General features: G+C 69.8%; 19 protein-coding genes and 1 CRISPR repeat array. Of the genes, 16 read left to right on the forward strand and 3 right to left on the reverse strand.

The annotated features are described in order from the left end of the window. The first annotated feature begins 538 nt into the window (after window positions 1-538). The 8 genes from ACZ3ZD_RS31705 to ACZ3ZD_RS31740 all read left to right on the forward strand — a co-directional run bounded on the left by ACZ3ZD_RS31705 (window position 539) and on the right by ACZ3ZD_RS31740 (window position 7638). Window positions 539-2953, forward strand: a complete 2415-nt coding sequence (locus tag ACZ3ZD_RS31705) for a hypothetical protein (protein WP_467404931.1) — start codon at window positions 539-541, stop codon at window positions 2951-2953. Window positions 2954-3147: 194 nt separating this feature from the next. Further along, window positions 3148-3483: a DUF6083 domain-containing protein gene (locus ACZ3ZD_RS31710; protein ID WP_467404934.1), complete on the forward strand. Its 336-nt coding sequence runs from the start codon at window positions 3148-3150 to the stop codon at window positions 3481-3483. 52 nt (window positions 3484-3535) lie between these two features. Continuing rightward, window positions 3536-4111, forward strand: coding sequence for a hypothetical protein (locus tag ACZ3ZD_RS31715; protein ID WP_467404937.1), 576 nt, complete (start codon window positions 3536-3538; stop codon window positions 4109-4111). 173 nt (window positions 4112-4284) lie between these two features. After that, complete coding sequence (locus tag ACZ3ZD_RS31720) at window positions 4285-4680, forward strand: DciA family protein (RefSeq protein ID WP_467404939.1); 396 nt, start codon at window positions 4285-4287, stop codon at window positions 4678-4680. A gap of 104 nt (window positions 4681-4784) precedes the next feature. Beyond that, window positions 4785-6134 (forward strand): replicative DNA helicase, encoded by a 1350-nt coding sequence (gene dnaB, locus ACZ3ZD_RS31725; RefSeq protein WP_467404942.1) that lies wholly within the window; start codon window positions 4785-4787, stop codon window positions 6132-6134. 121 nt (window positions 6135-6255) lie between these two features. After that, window positions 6256-6558 carry a hypothetical protein gene (locus ACZ3ZD_RS31730; RefSeq protein ID WP_467405276.1) on the forward strand — a complete coding sequence of 101 codons (303 nt, stop codon included), beginning with the start codon at window positions 6256-6258 and terminating at the stop codon, window positions 6556-6558. Between the two features lie 39 nt (window positions 6559-6597). Further along, window positions 6598-6993 (forward strand): hypothetical protein, encoded by a 396-nt coding sequence (locus ACZ3ZD_RS31735; protein ID WP_467404944.1) that lies wholly within the window; start codon window positions 6598-6600, stop codon window positions 6991-6993. 351 nt (window positions 6994-7344) lie between these two features. Further along, complete coding sequence (locus ACZ3ZD_RS31740; protein WP_467404948.1) at window positions 7345-7638, forward strand: helix-turn-helix domain-containing protein; 294 nt, start codon at window positions 7345-7347, stop codon at window positions 7636-7638. 168 nt (window positions 7639-7806) lie between these two features. On the opposite strand, the gene ACZ3ZD_RS31745 is transcribed toward ACZ3ZD_RS31740, so the two are convergent. Continuing rightward, on the reverse strand, window positions 7807-8649 hold the full coding sequence (locus ACZ3ZD_RS31745) for a phosphotransferase (protein ID WP_467404951.1): 843 nt from the start codon (window positions 8647-8649) through the stop codon (window positions 7807-7809). A gap of 394 nt (window positions 8650-9043) precedes the next feature. Here ACZ3ZD_RS31745 and ACZ3ZD_RS31750 point away from each other — a divergent pair, with 394 nt between their 5' ends. Continuing rightward, window positions 9044-9451: a DnaJ C-terminal domain-containing protein gene (locus ACZ3ZD_RS31750; RefSeq protein ID WP_467404954.1), complete on the forward strand. Its 408-nt coding sequence runs from the start codon at window positions 9044-9046 to the stop codon at window positions 9449-9451. A gap of 155 nt (window positions 9452-9606) precedes the next feature. After that, on the forward strand, window positions 9607-9816 hold the full coding sequence (locus ACZ3ZD_RS31755) for a hypothetical protein (RefSeq protein WP_099934957.1): 210 nt from the start codon (window positions 9607-9609) through the stop codon (window positions 9814-9816). Between the two features lie 1129 nt (window positions 9817-10945). Here ACZ3ZD_RS31755 and ACZ3ZD_RS31760 read toward each other — a convergent pair. Together ACZ3ZD_RS31760 and ACZ3ZD_RS31765 are read right to left on the reverse strand one after the other, a co-directional pair. After that, on the reverse strand, window positions 10946-11482 hold the full coding sequence (locus ACZ3ZD_RS31760; RefSeq protein WP_467404960.1) for a hypothetical protein: 537 nt from the start codon (window positions 11480-11482) through the stop codon (window positions 10946-10948). 937 nt (window positions 11483-12419) lie between these two features. After that, window positions 12420-12626, reverse strand: a complete 207-nt coding sequence (locus ACZ3ZD_RS31765) for a hypothetical protein (protein WP_467404963.1) — start codon at window positions 12624-12626, stop codon at window positions 12420-12422. Between the two features lie 569 nt (window positions 12627-13195). Beyond that, window positions 13196-14566: direct repeats of the CRISPR family, unit length 29 nt; unit sequence GGGACCATCCCCGCGGGCGCGGGGAGCAG. A gap of 332 nt (window positions 14567-14898) precedes the next feature. Between ACZ3ZD_RS31765 and cas3 the strand changes: the two genes are divergently transcribed. From cas3 to cas6e, 6 genes are all read left to right on the forward strand, one after another. Continuing rightward, on the forward strand, window positions 14899-17676 hold the full coding sequence (cas3, locus tag ACZ3ZD_RS31770; protein ID WP_467405278.1) for a CRISPR-associated helicase Cas3': 2778 nt from the start codon (window positions 14899-14901) through the stop codon (window positions 17674-17676). Between the two features lie 67 nt (window positions 17677-17743). Beyond that, entirely contained in the window at window positions 17744-19399 is a 1656-nt protein-coding gene (casA, locus tag ACZ3ZD_RS31775) for a type I-E CRISPR-associated protein Cse1/CasA (RefSeq protein WP_467405281.1), read from the forward strand. Beyond that, the gene (gene casB / locus ACZ3ZD_RS31780) at window positions 19396-20055 is read left to right on the forward strand and encodes a type I-E CRISPR-associated protein Cse2/CasB (protein WP_467404966.1); all 660 of its coding nucleotides are present in this window, start codon (window positions 19396-19398) and stop codon (window positions 20053-20055) included. The genes casA and casB overlap by 4 nt, the downstream gene beginning before the upstream one ends. Further along, window positions 20052-21245, forward strand: coding sequence for a type I-E CRISPR-associated protein Cas7/Cse4/CasC (gene cas7e / locus ACZ3ZD_RS31785; protein ID WP_467404970.1), 1194 nt, complete (start codon window positions 20052-20054; stop codon window positions 21243-21245). Before casB ends, cas7e begins: the two co-directional genes overlap by 4 nt. After that, on the forward strand, window positions 21242-21979 hold the full coding sequence (gene cas5e, locus ACZ3ZD_RS31790; RefSeq protein WP_467404973.1) for a type I-E CRISPR-associated protein Cas5/CasD: 738 nt from the start codon (window positions 21242-21244) through the stop codon (window positions 21977-21979). The genes cas7e and cas5e overlap by 4 nt, the downstream gene beginning before the upstream one ends. Continuing rightward, window positions 21979-22686: a type I-E CRISPR-associated protein Cas6/Cse3/CasE gene (gene cas6e / locus ACZ3ZD_RS31795; protein ID WP_467404976.1), complete on the forward strand. Its 708-nt coding sequence runs from the start codon at window positions 21979-21981 to the stop codon at window positions 22684-22686. Before cas5e ends, cas6e begins: the two co-directional genes overlap by 1 nt. The last annotated feature ends 2 nt before the right edge of the window (window positions 22687-22688 follow it).

Consider the following 22688-nt stretch of genomic DNA (forward strand, 5'->3'; position numbering starts at 1 on the left):
TCTGTTGAGCCACCAGCGTTACCCCGGGTTCCGGCGGCTTTGGCAGGCCGTTCGGTGTTCGGGGCTCCGCCCGTACAGAGCGCTCGACTGTGGTCGGGTCCCTTGGCAGGGGCCTGGTCGCGGTCGGGGCGATCCATATGAAGGTTGGTGTCCCCGCCATAGTGCACGAGATCGGTGTCTTCTGTCAGCTCGACCGTGCCCGATTCACACCGGTTCGAGCCCCCCGCGCTTCCCGCGTGACGGGATTCGCACGCCCTGTTTGCCCTGTTCAGGGCATTAGTCACGAAGATTCTTCGGGGTGGAGTGTCACACCGCCCCCGGTCCCCGACGCCTTTTCCGAGAGGGGGACCCCCGTCCTCCTGGCGGCGCCGGTCGCCGCGGTGCTGCGGGCCCCCGTCCCGTGGGGCGGGACGCGATCCGAAGTTGTTGCCCGCCGGGCGGGAGGGGCCAGGGGTCTCGCCACTGCTCGGAATCTATCCACAGGCAACCTGCGCAAGGCTGCCGAGATGATCTCTTTCTCGTGCATCCGGGTGGGCCGGTGAGCGCCGTGGCGGCGTCGGCCGCTGCGTTCGCGCGCCCGCGTACGGAGTTGCCCGTCCTGGCCGGGCCGGTCCCGGCGCGGGTGGCGGGTCATCCGCTGTCGCTCGGTCGGGACGCTCGCGCCCGTCTGGGTGGCGCGGTGCGCATGCTGCTGGACCTGGCCGGCCTGGACGGTGCGTCGGACGCGGTGCGTCTGGCGGTGCTGGTGCTGGCGTCGCGGACGCCGTCGGAGACCGGTGTGGTGGAGATCCGCACCCAGGAGTTGGGCCGGTGGCTCGGGCTGTCCGCGTCGTACACGGCCTCCAACGTGGTGCCGGGGCTGCGCCGCTCGGGCGTGGTCTCGGTGAAGACGGCGGAGGGCGACTACGGGCAGGACGACGGCCTGGAGTGCAAGGTGTTGCCGCTGTGGGCGGCGCAGGACGTCGTCGGGCACCCGCTGAACCTCGCGAAGAAGGAGTACGCGACGCTGCTGCGCCTGCTGGAGGCCGTCATGGCTCCGGGCTGGTCGCACCGGGATGGCCAGGTCACCCCGACCGGGCTGATCGGTACGCGTACCGGTCGGGGCGCGGCGACAGACCGTCTGGCGCTGCTGCTGCTGGTACTGGAGGCGCGGGAGACCGGGCGGGTGCGGCAGTGCGGCGGCACGGTGGACACCAAGCGCGGCCGCGCGGCGGCGACGGTAGCCCGGCTGCTCGGGTGCACGGCGTCGGCGGGGGAGCGGGTGCTGGAGCGCCTGGAGGACCGGGAGCTGGTGCTGCGGGTCCGGCTCAAGACGGGCTCCGGGCTGGCGAACCGGTCGCGGCTGATGGTGCCGGCGGTCGCCGCCGCGCACGGCCGTACGGTCAGCGACGACGTCCAGGAGGACCGTGTGGAGGCCCTGGGCCCCGAGTTTTCAGACCCCGACGCTGCGGCAGGGCCTGGTGAGGCGCCGGAGCTGGGGAAGGAATCGCAGGTCAGCGGCGTGCCGGTGATGGATGTGGCGGATATTCCAGAGCCCGACGTTGCGGCAGCCCTTCACACTGACCACCCTCACCTGGTTACTCCCGTCTCTTCCCCCGCTCTCTCTGGTGGCTTTTCCGGCGAAGGCCGTGGGAGTGAAGGCCGTCGGCCGGAGCGCGCGTGCGCGGGCGAGGACCAGGCCGTCAACGGCGAGGACGCCGCTGCCGGTTCGGCGTCGCCGGTGGTTGAGGGCGGCCCGCTTCGCGGGGAACAGCCGAAGAAGTCCCCGGTCGATGAGCGGGGTGGGCAGCGTGCTGCCGGGGCTGGGGCCGGTGGTCGGCCGAAGGCCGTGGGCTGGGACAAGACGCAGCAGCGGCGGAGGGGGGGCCTTCCGGCTCGTCCTGCTCTGCAGGTGGCGTTGGGGCCGGTCGCGGGGCTGTGGGCGCAGCTTTCGGGCTGGCAGCAGGACCAGGTCCAGGCAGCCGCGGAGGTGGAGATCAAGCGGCTGGAGGGCCTGCTGGAGCATCCGGGCGGCGGGCCGCGGCTGCTGGCCGACCGGCTCACCGACCGGCTGGAGGAGACCGGCGGCGAGGCCCTGGTCGAGCGCCCGTTCCCGTGGCTGATGCGGCGTGGCCTGGTACAGCGCCAGGCGTGCACGGACCGGCGCTGCGACGACGGGATCAGGCTGGACACCCGCGGCGACTGCCCGGCCTGTGCCACGATCGTCGCCGACCGTCGAGCACATCGTGCTCGGCTGCGAGTCGTCATCGACAGCGAGCTCGCCGATGCCGATGTCGTACGCCGGCGTGCCGCCTACGAGGCCCGGCTGCGGGAGCACACCGACTTGGAAGCCAGCCGGACCGAGGCCCGGCACGCGCGTGCCGTGATCGAGGTCGCCCAGCGGCGGGCCGCCGCGGACCGCCGGCGTCTGGCGGAGGCGAGCGCCGAGCTGGCCCGCAGGTCGGCTCCGTGCGCGGAGTGCGGGCTGCCCGACGCGGCCGGCCTCTGCCCCCAGTGCACGTACCGGCAGCGCATCGACCTGCTGGTGCAGGAAGCGGTCGACCTTGCCGTCGTAGTCCGCGCCGACCTGGACGACGTCGAGTCGGTGGCCGCGTTGAGCGAGCGGTGCGAGGCTGACACCCGCAGGCTTCTGGACGAACTAAACCGGCGCACCGGGCAGCCGGTGGTCACCGACGCTGCCTTCACGGCGCGGCAGGCCGCCGAGCGGATCCGTGATGAGCGTCGGGCCAGCGCCTACCGACGTCTCCTCGCAAGCGAGGAAGCCGAGACGGAGGCCGGCGCGGTCTACGACAGCGTGCTGCGCCGGCGCCCTCGTGGACACCCGGCCGCGGAAAGGGCCGCCGAGGAGGCCCGCCATCGCACCGCCGAGTACCTGCTGAGGCAAAAGCTTGGGCAGCTGCGGGTACTTCGGGCCAGGGCGACGGCGGGTCGCGGCCCGCAGCGGTCCGCATGAAGGAGGTGATGACTTCAACTCCCGCCGCTACCCTGGACGTTGCCGCCGGTCGGGCGGCCTTCACACACCGGAGGTTGACGGTCGTGAGCGTTCTTCCCCAGCAAGGGCTGGCAGATGCGTTCGTTCCGTCCTGGGGACACAGGCTGACCGTGCCGTGCCCGGCCTGCAACCTCCCCACGCACCGTCACCGGACCATGGACTACGACGGAGTGAACATCTACCGTCCCAACGCCGGAGCCGCCCCCGTGTCCGCGATCGGGGATGAGGAACCCGAGCAGGAAGTGGCGTGGATCGCCTTGATGCCGGGCGACTACCCGGCCCGCCACTTCGCGGACAACGAGGTCTACCACCTCGCCGGCGGAATCGCCTGGCCGGGCCCTCATCACCGCGACTACGGCACGGCCAAGGTCGCCCACGACGCCTGCTGCCCAGGCCTGCACCGCACCCGCCCCACAACCAGCCAGGGCGCAGACGAACTATGGCGGGCGATGCAGATCCGGCTGGCCCGGGGCCCACGAACAGGCCGCTGACCGCATCCGAGCCCCGCTCGGCGACCAGGAGACCGGACCACAGGAGAGACGTGTGAACCACGCCCAGCTCATCGCACTGGGGCGAGCCTTGCGCGTAGCCGGAGAACACGGCCAGCGCCTCACCGCCGATACGGAAGGCGAGGCCGTCCTCAACACAGAGGAGCTTCGTCAGGATCTCGAGCGGGCCCTGCACCTGCTCGACGAAACGATCACCACCCCGAAAGCGATCACGCGGTGCCCTGAACACCCCAGCGGCCCCGTGGACCCGGACGCGGCCGACCTGTGCCTGCTGTGCGAGACCCGTCGCCGGGCAGGGCGCCGGGCCGCCCCCCGGATGCGCTCGGCAGAATCCGACGAGCCGGACGCGGCCGCGCGTGTGCAGTCCCGGTACCGGCTGCGCGCCGACGAGCCCGAACCGCAGAAGCGCTGGATCCCCGAGATGTGGAACGGCCAGGCCTGGCAGGCCTGCGGGACGCCGCGGCGCAGTGAACCGGAGGCGCAGCAGTACCTTGCACAGCTGCGGCAGGCCCCGAACCCCGCCACGGCCTACCGGCTGGTGTACGCGTTCACCGACCACGACATCGTCCGGGTGTGGGGCAGCCCGGCGCTTCGCCAGGCCGAACTTTGAATGATCAGCATCGCCCAGGCACCGAGGCATACATCGATCTGGCTTTGACGAGCCTGCGCCGGGCCCGCGAGGACGCTCGGCGAGGCCGCTTCACCGAGCGTGCCCCCGCCACCCGCCGCCCGCGAGTGCGAAGGCGGACCGCGCCGGTCGCCCTCGGGCAAGTCCTCCAAGGCATGTTCACCATGTTCGAGACCTCGCCGCTGCCAGCCTGGTACTCGGTGGCCGGCCCCCTGGCCAAGCACGTCGTGCCCACCGCCTTCGACTCCGAGACCGGGACGCTCACCCTGGCGGGAGCCTCGGCGGCCTGGCTGACCAGCTCACGGCTCTTGGCCGACCTTCTGGTGCAACGGCTCAATGACGTGCTCGGTGCGGGCACGGTGCGCCACATCCGTCTGGTGAAGCGGGAGGACCCACCCACGCTCCTTCCACCGCCACCGCTGCCGGACAGCCCGCGCGCCCAACAGCCGGAAGTGACAACTATGCCGCCCGATCCCGCCGTCGAGGCGGCCTTGATCCGTCAGGCACTCCAACTTCCGCGCGAGGCCCGTGGGTTCACCCCTCGTGCGTGAACGGGACGAACTCCTGATCACGCAACCAGGCCGCGGCTACGCTGAGCTGTTGCCGCGTACTGCGGTCGACGGAGCCTGGGAATCCACACGGGGGAGGGGTACACGTGGCCAACGACGACAACGACGGCGCCGCCCTGCATCATCCGCACGATCTTGAAGCGGAGAAGGCGGTGCTGAGGGCGATGCTGCTGTCCAAGGACGCCATTGCCGACATCGTCGGCGCCCTCCACGGGCACGACTTCTACCGGCCCGCCCACGATCTGATCTATTCGACGATCCTCGACCTGTACGGGCGGGGAGAAACCACCGACCCGCTCGCCGTAGCCGCCCGGCTGACACAACAGGGCAACCTCGAAAAGGCCGGCGGCTCCGCCTACATCACCGCTCTCGTCAACGGGTCGTCCTCCGCCCGGAGCTGGCAGATCAACGCCGAGCGCGTACAGAACGCCGCTATGCTGCGCCGCACCAAGATCGCGGCGATCCACATCGAAAACCTGGCCTCCGACGCCGACCCGGACACCGTCGACCGCATCGCCGACCAGGCACAGGCAGAGATCTTCGCCGCCACCACCCGGCGCCCCCTGCTCCCGCCGGCCAGCCCGCTCGGCGACGTCATGGAGGGCACCCTCGACTGGATCGAGGCGATCGGCGGCCGCGACGCAACTCTGCCCGGCGTGCCCACCGGGTTCACCGACCTGGACTCCCTTACCGGCGGACTCCACCCCGGCCAGCTCATCGTCATCGCCGCCCGCCCCGCCATGGGCAAGTCCACCCTCGCCCTCGACTTCGTCCGCAGCGCCAGCATCAAACACAACCTGCCCAGCGCAGTGTTCTCCCTCGAAGCCGACCGCAACGAGATCGGCATGCGCCTGCTCTCCGCCGAAGCCCGCGTCGCGCTGCACCACATGCGCTCCGGAACCATGACCGACGAGGACTGGACTCGCCTTGCCCGGCGGATGCCCGACGTCAGCGCCGCCCCGATCTACATCCAGGACGGCGCCTACTCCAACGTCCACGACCTGCGCGCCCACTGCCGCTACCTGCAGGCCCGAGCCGGCGTCCAGCTCATCGTCGTCGACGCCGTTCACCTGCTCACCTACGGCACCAGGCCGCTCGGCTCCCGCTACGAAGAAATCTCCGAGATCGCCCGCTGCCTAAAACTCCTGGCCAAGGAACTCCGTCTGCCGATCGTCGCGATCTCCACCCTCAACCGCAGCCCCGAACAGCGCATCGACAAGAAGCCGATGATCAACGACCTTCGGGACTCCGGCGCCCTCGAGGACAACGCCGATCTTGTGATCCTCCTGCATCGCGAGGACGCCTACGAGAAGGACTCGCCTCGGGCAGGCGAAGCAGACTTCATCGTCGCCAAGCACCGTCATGGACCCACCGCGACCATCACGGTCGCCTTCCAGGGCCATTACTCCCGTTTCGTGGACATGGCCCAGACCTGATCCGCCGGTGTAGGGCCTCAAATTCGTGTCGGAATCTCACGGTCGGTGTCGGATGGAAGTCGGATCCGACACGAAGCTGAGAATCGCAGACCGCCGCCATCATGGGCTCGTGAAGACATGGATGCGCTGCTACTGGGACGAGGAAGACACCTGGTTCTACTTCGAGGTCGACGCTGAAGGCTGGGTGATCCGGCAAGTCGAGCTCGAAGGGCCTGAGCTGACCCCGGTCGCAGCTGCCTCCCTCGCCGAGTGGCAGCGGGCCTACGACGCAGACCGCCTCGATGAGTACGACAACAGGTTCGGGATCACAGCCGAGCTGCCCGTCTCGGAATGGGAAGGCCACGAACCCGAACAACTCACCTCTGAGGAGTTCGAGGAAGTCTGGGGTCGTGCCCGTCGCCAGATTCCGTCCCAGCCCAGCTGACCTCTCGGCCCCGCGAAGACTTCTTGGCATCATCGCGACATGACCCTGACGCTTCCCCGCGCCGTCCGAGCCGTCGACCCAGCTCATCTCCTGGACCTGGCCCAGGAAGCCGCTATGCACAGCTTCAGCCAGCGGCTCCCGGTCGACTGGCTCCGCGAGCACCTCGCTGCGGAGGCGACGCACTACCTGTTCCCGACGCTCGTGCAGCGGCTCACGCACCGCCCCGAGATGCCGCTGCAGTGGAGGTGCCAACAACTGCTGACCGTCAACACCGGCGAACAGATCTGGGGGCCGCTCGACGTCCTTCCCGACACCTTCGACAAGATCCCGGATCCCCTGGACACGACCTCCAAGAAGTACATCGTCAGCCGCATCGAGCGAGCAATAACCGTCCTCGAGTGGATGGAACGGACAGGTGCCGAAGCCGGTTCGTGACGCCCCTGGGCGTGATGGAGCCTGCCGGACAGTCTGAGGAAATGACACCGAGCTGAGACAACCGACGGCCGACACGTCATAAGACTGAAGAGGGACGTCCAGGTCACAGGATCGGCGCCTGACACCAAAAGCGGGACCCTACACTGCTTGTAGATTTCCAGATTCCGTGGCCACTTTCCATCAGCGATGGCCACTGCGTGGCCAATAGGACACGGGGATGGAAATCATGCTCCGTGAAGAAGTAGTTCCCTCTTCGTGCACAGGACCTCCCCAGTAGTCGTAATCACGCCTGGTCGGGGCAGGACCCCAGCGTTTGGCGGCTGACGGGCCGCCTCGGGAAAAGCGGGGTAGGTGGTCCGATGGGTACAGCGGGCCAGCAAGGCACCGGAGATCCTCCGTCCTGCCTTCACGGGGCCGGGCGCATGGGACCGCCTTCGCAAGTTCGCTGCCGTGTCGCGCTATCGCACACTCAAGGAAGCCGCCGAAGCATTCGGAACCCATCACACGGCCTTGATCACGAGATTCGGAAGACTGCATCGCGAGATCGGACACCCACTCCTCATCCGTGCAACCACGGCGTCGCCAATGAAATTGACCCCGATCGGCGAAGCCGTAGTCGCAGCGATCCATGCGGCGACAGAATGAGGACTTGCCCGGCCGATCATGTGACTGATCCGCGTCCGGGGCGTTGACGTGGGCACGACGCAAGAGGCGGAGATTTCCTCTCAAGCTGGCCGAGTTCATCCGCAGCACCATGTCGGTTCGCCGCACACAGTGCTGCGGATCGGGACCCAGCAGCCCTTTTCCTCCAGTTCAGCCCAGTGCGCAGCGATCGAGTGCAGCACGAACCCGGTTGAGTCCCTCCACTCTCCAGTGGCTCCGGTCAGGCATCTGGTCGTCTCGGCGCCAGCGCCAAGCCGAGAACATCGCCCAGTTCAGGGCGCGGCACTGCTGAATCAGGCGGTGGTCCGCCCCCGCATAGTGCTCTCCCACTTCTTCGGGTGCATGGGCGAGGTCGAACTCGATCGGCCCACGGCAGCAGGTGGCGAGGTCCACGAAAAGCAGCCCTCTCCTCGTGTTGAGGAGGTTGCCCGGATGCGGCTCGCCATGCAACAGCTGGTCGCCGGTTTCGTCGCTGCTGATCGTGGCACTCAGCCCACCGAGTGTGTTGCTGAGGAGTTCCCGGTCAGAGTCGGGTAGCTCGGGGGATCGCTCCCGGTCGTTCACCTCTCTCAGCGCCGCGGCGACTCGATCGGTGAAATACGGTGCGTCCAGATCGATCTGGCGCAGGGCGGCATGGTGCCGCATGAGCACGTTTGCATAGCCGGTCGGCGCGATCTCTGATCCCATAGGTTCGTAGTAGGTCCAGAGCGAGATGGCGAAGGCGTCACGCACATAGACTCGGGGCTCGACCCGAGGATCGAGCTCAGCCACCGGCGCGTCGACGTTGGAGAGACGGTGAGCAACCTCCACTTCGAACTCGGAACCAGCCAGATGCCGCGAAGGCGCGACCCGAGCGAGAACATCACAAGGGACCAGGCGCAGCGCGACGCGGTCCGAGTTGTGGATGACGATGGCATCGTCGACCTGAAGGCCCAGCTCCGAAGCGGTTGCCCGTCCTGCCGCAACTGCTCGGCGGAGTTCTAACGGCTCCATACCGTTCTCCCTCATCGTTGAGTACTCATACACGTCTGGGGACAACAGCGACGCCCCCGATGTCTTCGTGAACATCATTCGGAGCCCAGACCCGGGACCCGGCGATAAGCATCGCAAAGCAGGGCCTGCACAGGCCGTTGGATTTTTGTCCGCGGACGGAACGTGGGAGCTGCTGCTCCAGTAGGCCCTGGCCGCTGCCGACACGGCAGATGAGATCGACTGGGACATCTCGGCCGACTCCATCATCGTCCGCGCTCACCAACATGAGGCCCGCGCCCGCACGCAGACGCCGCTGGGTTCGTGCGCCGAGGAAGATGACACGCACCATGGGCCCCGGCTGCGCGCCCTGCGCCCGGACGCCCCCGCAGAGCTGGAGCGGCTCGTCAGCCGGTTTATGGCCAAGGACCCTGCCCAGCGGCCGGCCAGCGCAGACGTGTGGGCCGCTCTCAAGGAGATCAACGACCGCTACTTCGGATCCACCCCGCCCAGCCGCGGCAAAGACATCGCCCACGACATCGACGTCACCCCGGCGGAAGCCGCCGACGGCGCGATCATCCCCCTGCGGATCACCGCCCACAAGCCCTGTCCCGCGTGCGCCACCAGGACGGACGAGAAGGCGGCACGGGCCTGCACGACCTGCAAGGGGGAGGGCCGGCTCATCCGGGAGCAGCACACCTACAAGGTCCGCATCCCCGACGGCCTCAAGGACGGCCAGGAGGTCGGCATACGCGAGCTCGGCGGCCCTGGCAAAAACGGCGGTGCACCCGGAGACTTGTACGTCACCGTGCACATTACCGACTGATCAGCCGCGCGGTATTCGGCCAGGTCCGATGGCTTTATGCCATTCGTCGGCAATCCGTCTCCTACATCACTGGGGCGCCGCTACACAGGAAGGCTGGGACGGCGTGCTGCCGTTCCCGTGTAGTGGTGGCCGGTCGGTGGGGGAGGTCTGGACGGTTGCTGACTATCAACGTGGCGGTGCTGCTCGCGGTCATCGTCGTGTGGCGACTGCGGCGGCGTACGGAGGCCCGCAGCCGCTTCGACGAGAAGCTGACCGTCGTCATCGTCCTGGCGCTGGGGGTCCTGATCGCACCCACTCCGGCGGGCCAGGGAATCCTGAACATCTTGGGGCAGCTCGCGAGCGGCGTTACGCAGGCCAGCCGATGAGCCCCCGCGCGCGTAAGGGCCGGGCGACGTCCAGGCGCCCGCCGGTACGACGGCGCACCCCCCGACCAGGCAGGGGACAGCGCGCGGATGACCGGCTGGTCGGCCTCCTAGTGGCCGCCACCTTCGCCATCGCTCTCGTCGTGAGCGTCGTCAACTGGCTGCTGGTCCACTGGTGGATCCTGGCCGGTGTCGGCGCGCTCTCGTCGTCAACTGTCGCGGGTCCGCGAGTCGAGGGGGTGCCTCCGCTACTGACTGCAACTCCCGATGCGGCCGAGCGGGATGTGACGCCCCCGAATGTTCGATTTTATGTATGGATGCCGCGAGCGGGAACTTGAGCGGCTGACGTCACGTCTGACATGTCGTAGGACGGGGACATTGGTGTTTCACAGCCAGTGAAGTGCCCCCTCCCGCCGACCCCGGGCGGTGGTGTTCTGCCATGAACGCCAGCTTTGTCTCTCCCAGAGATGGGAGGGGCGAAGGCGAGAGGTTGAATACGGTGTCGATCACCGAGCTCATCGAGGTTCTGTCAGCAGCTTCACCTTGGATCCCCGTGATCCGGCTGATGGCACAGGGACTGTCGGCATGGCTGCGGCGTTGCGATGGCAGCGCCCAGACCGCATTTGTCCGGGACTCTCTCCATGACGAGGAGGGAGAGATCAGGGGCAAGGAGTGCCCCCGATGCCTTGGGGGTGGAAACCGCCCTCACCGTCAAGCAGACCGTCGATGAGACATCCAGGAACACCTGTGGGCCCCAACCGGGGCCCACAGGCCTGTCGCCCGTCTTGCTGGTGAACTTGCTCTACTGGGACCATCCCCGCAGGCGTGGGGAGCAGGTGGGCCGGTACCGCACCGTCACCGTCGCCCTGGGACCATCCCCGCAGGCGCGGGGAGCAGCCGAGAAGCTGAGCAAGCTCCTGGACGGGCATGGGACCATCCCCGCGGGCGCGGGGAGCAGTAGCGGGCCGGGATGGTCGGCACGTCGTAGGCGGGACCATCCCCGCGGGCACGGGGAGCAGCCGGCGTACACCGACGTCGTCGCCGGCCACGAGGGACCATCCCCGCGGGTGCGGGGAGTAAGACAGCCTTCTCCGGCATAGCCAGTCTGATACGAGACCACTTCTGTAGTGGGTTAAGAGAAGGCATCATCGACCATCCTCGCCAGCGCGCCGACCGACTCCGAGGCCAGACGATAGAACCCCTGGAGGCTGACCGACCGCTCAAGTCGGCCATCCACCAGGTATTTCAGCCCACGCGTCTGCCCCCGGCGGTTGCGCCACGTGAGCCCCGCCAGAACGTCCCCTGGTATCGGCATGTCGAAGCGTATGGGCGTCGCGTCCACGTGCACCGCCGTGGCACCGCAGCCATTGGCACCAAGCATCGACCAGCCACCGTGCCCCGGAAACGCCGGATCCTGCCAGCTGGTGGGGGCAGTGCCGCAGCACTCGCGCCGGTCCATGTCGATCACCCGCATCCGGCTCACGAGGTACACGGCGCACCGATTGACGTGCAGCGCGTACACCTCGTCCCCGGCTCGGGCACCCGACCAGGTGGGCAGGGAGGAATGGACGCCGCTGAAGGCCACTGGCGGCCGCTCGCCCGCGTGACCCGCCTTACGCAAGGCACGGCAGGTGTCATGGGTCCACAAGACGGTGAAGGCATCAGGCATGCCGTGACCTTATGAACGACCACTGACAACCCTTCGCTCACAGATTCTTTCGGCCACATGGTCTCTAGCAGGCAAGGGAAGAGCCGCTCACCCCGCACCGGTTGCGTTGGGACCATCCCCACACGAGCGGGGAGCAGCGCTGCACGGTGCGCGTGCTGATCTTGGCGTAGGGACCAACCCCGCGGCGCGGGGAGCAGGCGGTGGTGATGGCGGTGCGTCGGATGGTGGTGGGACCATCCCCGCACGAGCGGGGAGCACACCTGGCCGTCCGACCATCCCCGCAGGTGCGGGGAGCACGAGTGCGACCGCGGAGAGGTCGTAGTAGCCGAGGGACCATCCCCGCCGGCGCGGGGAGCAGGGCACGCCGTTGTGGCCTGGGCCGCCCACCGGGGGACCATCCCCGCCGGCGCGGGGAGCAGGGCACGCCGTTGTGGCCTGGGCCGCCCACCGGGGGACCATCCCCGCGGGCGCGGGGAGCACGGGAGCCTGAGCCAGACGGTGGGCTGGCATCGCGGAGCATCTCCGCGCGTGCGGGGAGTGCGATTCACCGGACGCCGCCGAAACTCATGCCCATGACTCAAGCCGTCGCGCGATATCCCGGAGGGCCACTTCTTGGGCACGCACGGCCCGGGCCAATTCGTACAGCTCTTCATTCTTGGGGTGCACCGGCTCGCCGGACAGCTGCATGTACTGATACGTGCAGGCCCAACCGATGACCAGGTTGTAGTCAGCGAAGGGCCTAAGGAGCAACGCGGTTGCAAAAAGGTGGCAGCTCGGGAGGCAGCTTCTTCGTAGTAGAGGACTCCGCGCTCACGTTCGAACTTGTGCCGGTCGGCCATGAGGGCGAGGGCTCCCCAATCGGTGATGGGGACATTCAAAGGTGAGATGGCTGACTGAACCTGAAGGACCCAGCCGGCATCAACCCGGATGATCGGGCTCAACGAAGGCCTTCCGGGAAGTGCGCCGTGATCCCAGGCAGGATCCGCTCAGCTTCAGCGATAGCGCCCTGCACGAAGGCGAGTCGATCGGCCTCTTCAACGATCACGTCATGCGCATGCTGCTTGAGGCTCTTGCCCGTGATCGTCGCGCGCTCGCGAAGGCGTTCCATCTCCTCTGCGGTGAACTCGATGTTGAGTGCTGGCATAGGTAGACGGTACCCAGCGCAGTACCTGTTTGGGTACCCGCCGGCTGGTGAAGCGGAGGATGTCGACCGGCGACGCAAGATCAAGCGCGCGGTCCGAAGCCCACTGCCGCTTCTCTGCGCCGTATCCCCGCATGCGCGGGGAGCACTTCCAGCTGACGACCCACATGGGGTCATCCCCGCAGCGGCAGGGAACAGGGTCCGAAGGTAGGGGCCCGGCAAGAGCGCACGAGACGGCATCCCGCTTACGGCGTGCCTCCACATCGCGGGCAATGCGCTGGGCCTACTGCTGTGCATGGGGTACACCATGCACGACGTCTTACGACTCACATGTTGGAAGATCGAAAACATGTAGATTCCGACCAGTATCCGAACGTAATCGACCAAAAAATGCTTGAGATCGAGCGTAGCGCCTACCACTGTGACCTCCGGGGCTCAGTGAAGACCACAGCCTTAGTGAGAAGCACCTCTACGCGTGTTAGGCCAGGCTGGCAGCCAGCCTGTGCAAGGCCGGGACCATCCCGCAAGAACGGGGAGCAGTGAGTGCCGGCGGACCCGTGCACCCGTGGCGGGGGACCATCTCCGCGGGTGCGGGGAGCAGAGGCATCGAAGCTCCCGGCCCGCGACCGGGGCGGGACCATCCCCGCGGGTGCGGGGAGCAGCGCCCCAGCGCCTCACGCGTCCAGCTCGGCACGGGACCATCCCCGCGGGCGCGGGGAGCAGGCGATCCAGCTCCTCGACCAGAGCCCCGTGTCGGGACCATCCCCGCGGGCGCGGGGAGCAGAAGGCCACGACCGGCTTGCTGGCCGTGTTTTTGGGACCATCCCCGCGGGCGCGGGGAGCAGGATGAGGAGCAGCGGCCCCACTGCGGCGAGGCGGGACCATCCCCGCGGGCGCGGGGAGCAGCCCCTCGCCCTCTGGTCGGCCCGCTTGTAGGTGGGACCATCCCCGCGGGCGCGGGGAGCAGGCCATCGCTTACTCGGTGCCGAACCACCGCCAGGGACCATCCCCGCGGGCGCGGGGAGCAGATCATCCGGCAGCCAGACGGAAAGCTCGCTGTGGGACCATCCCCGCGGGCGCGGGGAGCAGGCCATCGCTTCCGGGTGCAGCTTGTCGAGCGCGGGACCATCCCCGCGGGCGCGGGGAGCAGCCGGCCATCTGCCCGAAGTGGGAGATCGTGAGGGGACCATCCCCGCGGGCGCGGGGAGCAGTGGGCCATGGCCTGGAGGTTCTGGGCGGTGCTGGGACCATCCCCGCGGGCGCGGGGAGCAGCGGCGGGCCTTGAGGGTGGCGCGGCGGGTGCGGGGAGCATCCCCGCGGGCGCGGGGAGCAGATTTCGCCCGGATCCTGGACGCGGGCTCCACCGGGACCATCCCCGCGGGCGCGGGGAGCAGTACTCCTTCAGCACGGGCACCATCACGCTCGGGGGACCATCCCCGCGGGCGCGGGGAGCAGTCGGGGGTGAGCGTGGCCGTGGCGCCGGCCGCGGGACCATCCCCGCGGGCGCGGGGAGCAGTTGAGGCCATCCTTCTGAAGGACCCCGAGTTTGGGACCATCCCCGCGGGCGCGGGGAGCAGATCGGGGTGCCGTCTTTCCAGCCGGCGAACTTGGGACCATCCCCGCGGGCGCGGGGAGCAGTCCCCCAGGGTCGGCAGGATCGGGGCAAGCGCGGGACCATCCCCGCGGGCGCGGGGAGCAGTCGCGGGGGTGGCTGCTGACCGATGAGCAGGTGGGACCATCCCCGCGGGCGCGGGGAGCAGAGTTGGTCGCCGAGGCAGGGGGTCTCCCACCAGGGACCATCCCCGCGGGCGCGGGGAGCAGTCGTACTGCGCGACCGTGAGGACCTGCAGCTCGGGACCATCCCCGCGGGCGCGGGGAGCAGAGACTCGTCTGCTAGCTGAGCGGGAAGGTTGGGGGACCATCCCCGCGGGCGCGGGGAGCAGACTGCGTGACCTGGGCGTTTACTGGGTGGCAGACCAGTTTTTCGGCACTTTCAGGAATTCCGGCATATCACGCAAATTTCACAAGCTGGCGGACTGGGTTGAGTGGACAGCGCATCATAAACGGATTGGGATCACGGCTGGGAGGGTTGAGCCAAGAGAGACCTGGTTTTCCCGAAAGGGGCGCGAGCTGTGGCTTCTCGGTGTAGTCATCTGCCATGCGGTGCGTGGGGGAGGGCCGTTCGGGGCTGCACGTTCGGTTGAGTGGTCCGGCTCGGCTGGTGTGGGCGAAGCACGATCGGGACAGTGATGGCTGGCTGCCGTTGTGGCGGCATATGGAAGACAGTGCTGGGGTGGCTGGCCTTCTGTGGGACCGGTGGCTTCCCAAGGCGGTGCGGCGGCGGGTTGCTGAGGTGCTGCCAGGCGGGGAAGCGGATGCGCGGCGATTGGTGACATGGCTGGCGGGCGTGCACGACGTCGGGAAGGCTACTCCGGCTTTCGCGTGTCAGGTGGATGCGCTGGCGGACCAGATGCGCGCGGCGGGTCTGGAGATGCCTTACCGGCGGGAGATGGGTCGGGAGCGCCGGATGGCGCCGCATGGGCTGGCCGGGCAGTTGCTGCTGCAGGAGTGGCTGGAGGAGCGGTGCGGCTGGCCGGGCCGGGCTACCGCTCAGTTCGCGGTGGTGGTTGGCGGTCATCACGGTGTGCCGCCGGACCATGTCCAGGTCGGTGACTTGGATGCGCATCCGGCGCTGCTGCGGACGCCTGGTCCGAGTCGGCAGGTGTGGCTGGGGGTGCAGGAGGAACTGCTGGAGGCGTGCGCGCATGAGTTCGGTGTGCGTGAGCGGTTGGGGGCGTGGCAGCAGGTGAAGCTGCCGCAGACGGTGCAGGTGCTGCTGTCGGCGCTGGTGATCGTCGCGGACTGGATCGCGAGCAACGCCGACCTCTTCCCCTACGCAGGCCTGGGTCGGGCATCGTGGGACGTGGACCGTGTGGCGGCGGCCTGGGCCGGGTTGGCTCTGCCTGCGCCGTGGCGGCCGCAGTTGTTTGAGGGCAGTGTGGCGGAGCTGTTCGCTGCCCGTTTCTCCCTGCCGGCCGGTGCGAGGCTGCGGCCGGTGCAGGAGGCGGTGGTGCGTATGGCGCGGGAGATGCCCGAGCCGGGGCTGCTGATCGTCGAGGCGCCGATGGGGGAGGGGAAGACGGAGGCCGCGCTAGCAGCGGCTGAGGTGCTGGCGGCGCGCAGCGGCGCGGGCGGGGTGTTTTTCGCGCTGCCGACGATGGCGACGAGCAACGCGATGTTCCCGCGCTTGCTGGCCTGGCTCGACCGGCTGCCTGCTCAAGATGGCGAGCGTCTGTCGGTGCTGCTGGCGCACTCCAAGGCGGCCCTGAACGAAGACTTTGCCCAGGTGAAGGCGGCTTCGTGGCAGCGGATCGCGGCGGTGGACCTGGACGGCGTCGAGGAGCTGCCCGGGCCGGGGCGGGAGGAGCGGGCGGCGCCGGCCGAGCTGGTGGCGCATCAGTGGCTGGGTGGCCGGAAGAAGGGCATGTTGTCGTCGTTCGTGGCCGGGACGGTCGACCAGCTGCTGTTCGCGGGGCTGAAGAGTCGGCATCTGGCTTTGCGGCACCTGGCGTTGGCGGGCAAGGTCGTCGTGATCGACGAGGCGCACGCCTACGACACCTACATGAACTGCTATCTGGACCGGGTGCTGGCGTGGCTGTGCGCGTACCGGGTGCCGGTGGTGGTGCTGTCGGCGACGCTGCCGGCGGCCCGGCGGCAGGAGCTGGCGCAGGCGTACGCGGGTGCGGGCGGCCGGGATGAGGGTTTCGCGGTGGTGGGTTCGGCGGACGGTTATCCGCTGCTGACCGCCGTGGCCCCGGGGCATCCTCCGCTGCTGGAGCAGCCCGCGGCGTCCGGCCGTGGCAGCCGGGTGCGGGTAGGGGCGCTGGTGGACGACCTTGCGGTGCTGGGTGACCGGTTGGAGCGCGAGCTCGCCGACGGCGGCTGTGCGCTGGTGGTGCGCAACACCGTGGACCGGGTGCTGGAAACCGCGAAGGCGTTGCGTGAACGGTTCGGCGCGGGTGAGGTGACCACGGCGCACGCTCGGTTCACCGACGTCGACCGTGCTGCCAAGGACAAGGGTCTGCTGGACCGCTTCGGTCCGCCGGAGAGAAGCGAGGGGTGCCGCCCGCGCCGGCACGTCGTGGTGGCGAGCCAGGTCGCTGAGCAGTCGCTGGACGTCGACTTCGACCTGCTGGTCACCGATGTGGCTCCGGTGGATCTGCTGCTGCAGCGCATGGGCCGGCTGCATCGTCACGCGCGTGACGATCGTCCTGAGCGGCTGCGCGAGCCGCTGTGCCTGGTTACCGGTGCCGACTGGGAGGGCGTGCCGCCGGAGCCGGTGGCTGGCTCGCAGGCCGTTTACGGGCGGTATGCGCTGCTGCGTTCACTCGCGGTGCTGGATCTGCCGCAGGGAGGCGGGCATCGGGTGGTGGAGCTGCCGCGGGATATCAGCGTGCTGGTGCAGCGCGCCTACGGTGACGGGTCGGTCGGGCCGGCCGTGTGGGCCGAGGCGATGGGCCGGGCGCGCCTTGAGTACGACAAGGTCAAGGCGGCCAAGGCCAGGGCTGCGGATACGTTCCGTATCGCTGATGCGGCCCGTCCCGGGCGGTCGCTGGTGGGTTGGCTCGCCGGGAACGCGGGGGATGCGGACGATACTCGGGCTGGGCGGGCGCAGGTGCGCGATGCCCCGGAGAGTGTGGAGGTCATCGTCGTCGAGCGGCTCGATGACGGGTCGCTGGCGACGCTCAGTTGGGCCGGCGAGGGACGTGGGGGCCTGCCGCTTCCGACCGGCTCGGTTCCGGCGCCGAAGGCGGCGAAGGCTGCGGCGGCGTGTGCGCTGCGGCTTCCGGCGCGGATGGCGAAGCCGTACGTGATCGACCGTGTGATCGCCGAGCTCGAGGAGTTCTGCGTGCCGAGCTGGCAGGTGAAGGACAGTATCTGGCTGTCGGGCGAGCTGATCCTGCCGGTCAGGCCCGGTTGTCAGACCCGTGTGGCAGGGTTCCGGCTCAGCTACAGCCCCGACGACGGACTCGAGGTGTCCCGTGAGCGGTGATCAGGCGGCAGGCGCGGGCGGCCTGTTGGCGTTCGACCTGACGGATCGCCCGTGGCTGCCTGTGCAGATGCTTGACGGCGGCGAGGCGGAGCTGTCGCTGCGCGAGGTCTTCGCGCGGGCCGGGCGGATTGGCAGGCTGGCGGGTGACCTGCCCACCCAGGACTTCGCGTTGATGCGGTTGCTGCTGGCGATCGCGTACGACGCTCTGGACGGGCCGGCGGACATCGATGCGTGGGCCGAGCTGTGGGAGGACGACGACCCGTTCGCGGCCGTGCCCGGTTACCTGGACGCACACCGCGAACGGTTCGACCTGCTCCACCCGCACAGGCCCTTCTTCCAGACCCCTGGGCTGCGTACCACGGGCGGCGAGGTGTTCTCGCTCAACCGGATCGTCGCGGATGTGCCCAACGGGTCCCCGTTCTTCACCGCGCGCTTCCCCGGCGCGGTGCGGATCACTTTCGCCGAGGCCGCGCGCTGGGTGGTGCACGCCCAGGCGTTTGACACCTCGGGCATCAAGACCGGTGTCGTGGGCGACCCGCGGGCGAAGAACGGCAAGGCCTACCCACAGGGGGTCGCCTGGGCCGGCAACCTCGGAGGCGTGCTGGCCGAAGGCCAGACGCTGCGTGAGACGCTGCTGCTCAACCTGGTCGCCGCCGACCACCTGCCGCTCCGGGTGGGTGACCTGCCCGCCTGGCGCCGTGCGCCCGCCGCTCCGGGTGCGGCCGACGACCTGGCCGAGCGCCCGGCGGGGCTGCGTGACCTGTACACCTGGCAGTCGCGCCGGCTGCTGCTGCACGCCGACACGGGCGGCGTGCACGGCGTCGTCCTGACCTACGGTGACCCGCTGGCCCCGCAAAACGCCCACACCAGTGAGCCGATGTCCGCCTGGCGGCGCAGTCAGGCCCAGGAGAAGAAGCTGGGCAAGCCGCTGGTGTACATGCCGCGCGAGCATGACCCGGCTCGCGCTGCCTGGCGCGGCCTGGAGGCTTTGATCGCGCCGCGCGATCAGGGCGCTGGAGGGGGCGGGGAGCCGGCGTCGTCGCTGCGGCCCGGTGTCGTGGACTGGCTGGCGCGGCTGACCGGCGAGCGGATCCTGCCGCGGCGCACGTTGGTGCGGCTGCGCACTTATGGGGCCCTGTACGGCACGCAGCAGTCTGTGATCGACGAGGTCACCAGCGACGCGGTGGCGCTGGACGTGGTGCTGCTTCACGAGGTGGACCGGGAGCTGGGGCAGGCGGCGGTCGACGCCGTCGCGGACGCGGACCTGGCTGTGCGGGCGCTCGGTGACCTGGCTACCGACCTGGCCCGGGCGGCCGGCAGTGAGTCCGAGGCGGGCCGCGGCGCCGCGCGGGATGCGGGCTTCGGCGCGCTGGACGGTCCGTTCCGGCTGTGGCTGGCCCAGCTCGGCGTGGGTGACGATCCGCAGCAGGTGCGCGCCGCCTGGCAGCGCACCGCGCACCGCCTGATCGGGCGGCTCGGCGAGGAGTTGGTGGCGTCCGCCGGTCAGGCCGCCTGGCGGGGCCGGGTCGTCTCTGACGCCAACGGCCAGACGTGGCTGAATGCGGCCTCGGCCGACCTGTGGTTCCGTTCCCGGCTGCGTACGGCCCTCCCGCTCGCCCGGGCCGGCGCCACGGCCGCCGTGCCGGCGCAAGGCCCCTCACCCGATCCGGCTGGTGTGCAGGACGCCCCTGCCGGCCCCGACGCCCGGAAGGTGTCCGCATGACCGCCGCCGCCGAAGTCCCCGCTGCCAAGGCCCCGGCACCTGACGCCCCGCGCACCGAGGGCACCGTCCAGGCTCTGGTCGGGCGCGAGATCGCCCGGCTGCAGCGCGGCTACCTTGCCGACCGGCCGGGCGCCGTCGCCGCGCTGGCGCGGCTGCGCCGCGGCGCGGGACGGGACGCGGCCGCCGTCGCCGACCTGTGGGGCCTGATCGACCTGGAGCAGGTGTACGGGGACGGCCGGCTGCGTACGGACGCGGCCGAGACGGCCGTGTACACGGCCATGACGCTGTGGTCGCTGCACCAGCAGTCCCGCAGCAGCGGCATGCACCGCCCTGGCACCGAACTCGGTGCGGCCGTCCGCCGGCTGATGCCGGCCGGCGAGATCGACGAGCCAGTCCGCAAGCGCTTCGTGCGCGCCGGCACTGCCGCAACCCTGCCCGTCCTCGCGACCCGGCTGCGCGAGATCGTCTTGCTGCTGCGCGGTAAGGACATCGCCTTGGACTACGCCCTCCTCGCCGAGCAGCTCTACCGCTGGCAGCAGCCCGGCGGGCCGGAGCGCGTGCGCCGCTCCTGGGGCCGCGCCTTCCACGCCCACCGCTCCACCACCGACGAGAACACCGGCGACGCTGCCGCCACCGACCCGAAGGACGCTTCGTGACCGCTCGCCTCATCCTCGACGTGCACGCCCTGCAGAACGTCCCGCCGAGCAACGTCAACCGCGACGACACCGGCGCTCCCAAGACGGCCGTCTACGGCGGTGTGATGCGCGCCCGCGTCTCCAGCCAGGCGTGGAAGCGGGCCACCCGCCACTACTTCGCCCAGCTGCTTGACCCCGGCGAGCTGGGCGTGCGCACTAAGCGCGTCGCCGAACTGCTGGCCGAGCGCATCACCGGCCTGCAGCCGGACCTGGACAGCACGCAGGCCCTGGCCCTGGCCGCCGAAGTGCTGCAGACCGCCACCGGCTCGAAGATCGAGCCGCCCAAGCGCAAGGCCGACGCCGCGAAGAAGAACGGCGAGCCCGTTCCCGCGCCTGAGTCGTCCTACCTGATGTTTCTCAGCTCCCGTCAGCTGGACCTGCTGGCCGGCCTGGCCGTCGAGGGCGCCGACGACATCAAGGCGTATCTCAAGGACAAAGACGCCAAAGCCCGCGCCAAGAAGATCGCCGACGGTCGGCACTCGGTGGACATCGCCCTGTTCGGCCGCATGGTCGCCGACTCCACCGACCTGGGCGTCGACGCCGCCGCACAGGTCGCGCACGCCCTCAGCGTCCACCGCGCCGAGATCGAATCGGACTATTTCACCGCCGTCGACGACCGCAACCTGGACTCCGAGCCGGGCGCCGGCATGATCGGCACCGTCGACTTCAACTCCGCCACCCTGTACCGCTACGCCGCCGTGGACGTCGACCTGCTGGCCCGCAACCTCGGCCAGGGCCTCCACGAGGACGAGCCGGCCACCCCGGTACGCCGCGCCGTCGAAGCGTTCGTGAACGGTTTCGTCTCCTCCCTGCCCACCGGCAAGATCAACACCTTCGGCCACCACACCCTTCCCGACGCGGTACTGGTCAAGCTGCGCACCACACGCCCCGTCAGCTTCGTCTCCGCGTTCGAAAAGCCTGTCGTCGCCGACGAGTTTGGCGGCCACATGGAGGCAGCCTGCGCCCGCCTGACCGACTACGTCCCCGAACTGGAACGCGCCTACGGCGAGGACAACTGCGCCACCTGGCTGCTGCGCGTCGGCCCGGCCACCACCAAGCTCGCCTCACTTGGCACGGAGACCTCCAGCCTGTCCGCCCTGGTCTCCGCCGTCGGCCAGGCCGTGACCGACCGCCTGGAGCAGCGCGGATGAGCGTTCTCGTGCTGCAGCTGGCCGGCCCCCTGCAGTCGTGGGGGGCCTCGGCCCGCTTCGCCCGCCGCGGCACGGAGAACGCGCCCACCAAGAGCGGCGTGGTCGGCCTGCTCGCCGCCGCACTCGGCTTGGACCGCGACGCAGACCAGCAGCTCGCCGAGCTTGCCGCGCTGCGCTTCGGCGTGCGCATCGACCAGCCCGGCACCCGCATCCGCGACTTCCAGACTGCACACCACCTCGACACCGGCGAAGCCATGCCGCTGTCGGAGCGGTTCTACCTGGCCGACGCCGTGTTCGTCGCCGCAGTCGAAGGCGACGACGCGCTGGCCGACCGGCTCGCCGCCGCCTTGCGCGCACCGGCATACCTGCCCTACCTGGGACGGCGCTCCTGCCCGCCCGCACGCCCCCTCGAGCCCGCCGTCCACCGCGGCGCGGCCGGCCTGGAGCGGGTGCTCGCCGAAGAGCCGTGGCGTGCCGCCGACTGGTACCAAAAGCGGCGCAGCCACCAAGAACGCGTCGAGCTGACGGTGCTGCTCGAAGCCCGCACGGGCGACGGCGGTACGCAGCCGCTGGGAGACACGGTGCGTGACCAGCCGCTCAGCTTCGACCCCCGTCACCGCCGCTACGCGCTGCGCACCGTCCACAGCCGCACAGTCCTGGTCACCAACGCCCACGCCCGCCCGCGCCGGGCCGTCCCGGCGCACGACCCCACCGGACATCTGGAAGGCGCCTGATGTACCTCACCCGATTCCGCGTCAACACCGCGCGCCCGGGCGCCCGCCGCCTGCTGTCCTCACCCCAGACCATGCACGCCGCCGTCATGTCCTCCTTCCCCCATGCACTGCCCACCGCCGAACAGGCACCGCGCGTCCTGTGGCGCACCGACCGCAACACCACCGCCGAAGTGCTGCTCTTCGTCGTCAGCCCCGACCGGCCCGACCTGACCCATCTGGTCGAGCAGACCGGCTGGCCCGCCGCAGCCGCCTCCGGCACCCCCGGCTGGCAGACCTACGCCTACACCCCCTTCCTGGAACGGCTGGACAAAGGCACCACCTGGAACTTCCGCCTCACCGCCAACCCCGTCCACCACGCCCGCACCCGCGACGGCCAACCCACCAAGCGCACCGCCCACCTCACCCCCCGCCATCAGCTGCAGTGGCTGCTCACCCGCCAGGACGCCGCCGGCTTCCGCGTCCTGGCCAAGCCCGAGGACAGACGCCGCACCGAGCACGGCGACGAGCACCAGCTCACCGTCCGCGACCAGCGCAGCCTCGCCTTCGGCAAGCGCGGCGCGCCTGGCCGCGTCACCCTCACCACCGTCACCTACGACGGACGGCTGCAGGTCACCGACCCCGACGCACTACGCCATGTCCTCACCAGCGGCCTGGGCAAGGCCAAGGCCTACGGCTGCGGGCTGATGACGCTCGCCCCCGTGGAGTGAGC

The sequence above is a fragment of the Streptomyces sp. NPDC023481 genome (assembly GCF_055560195.1).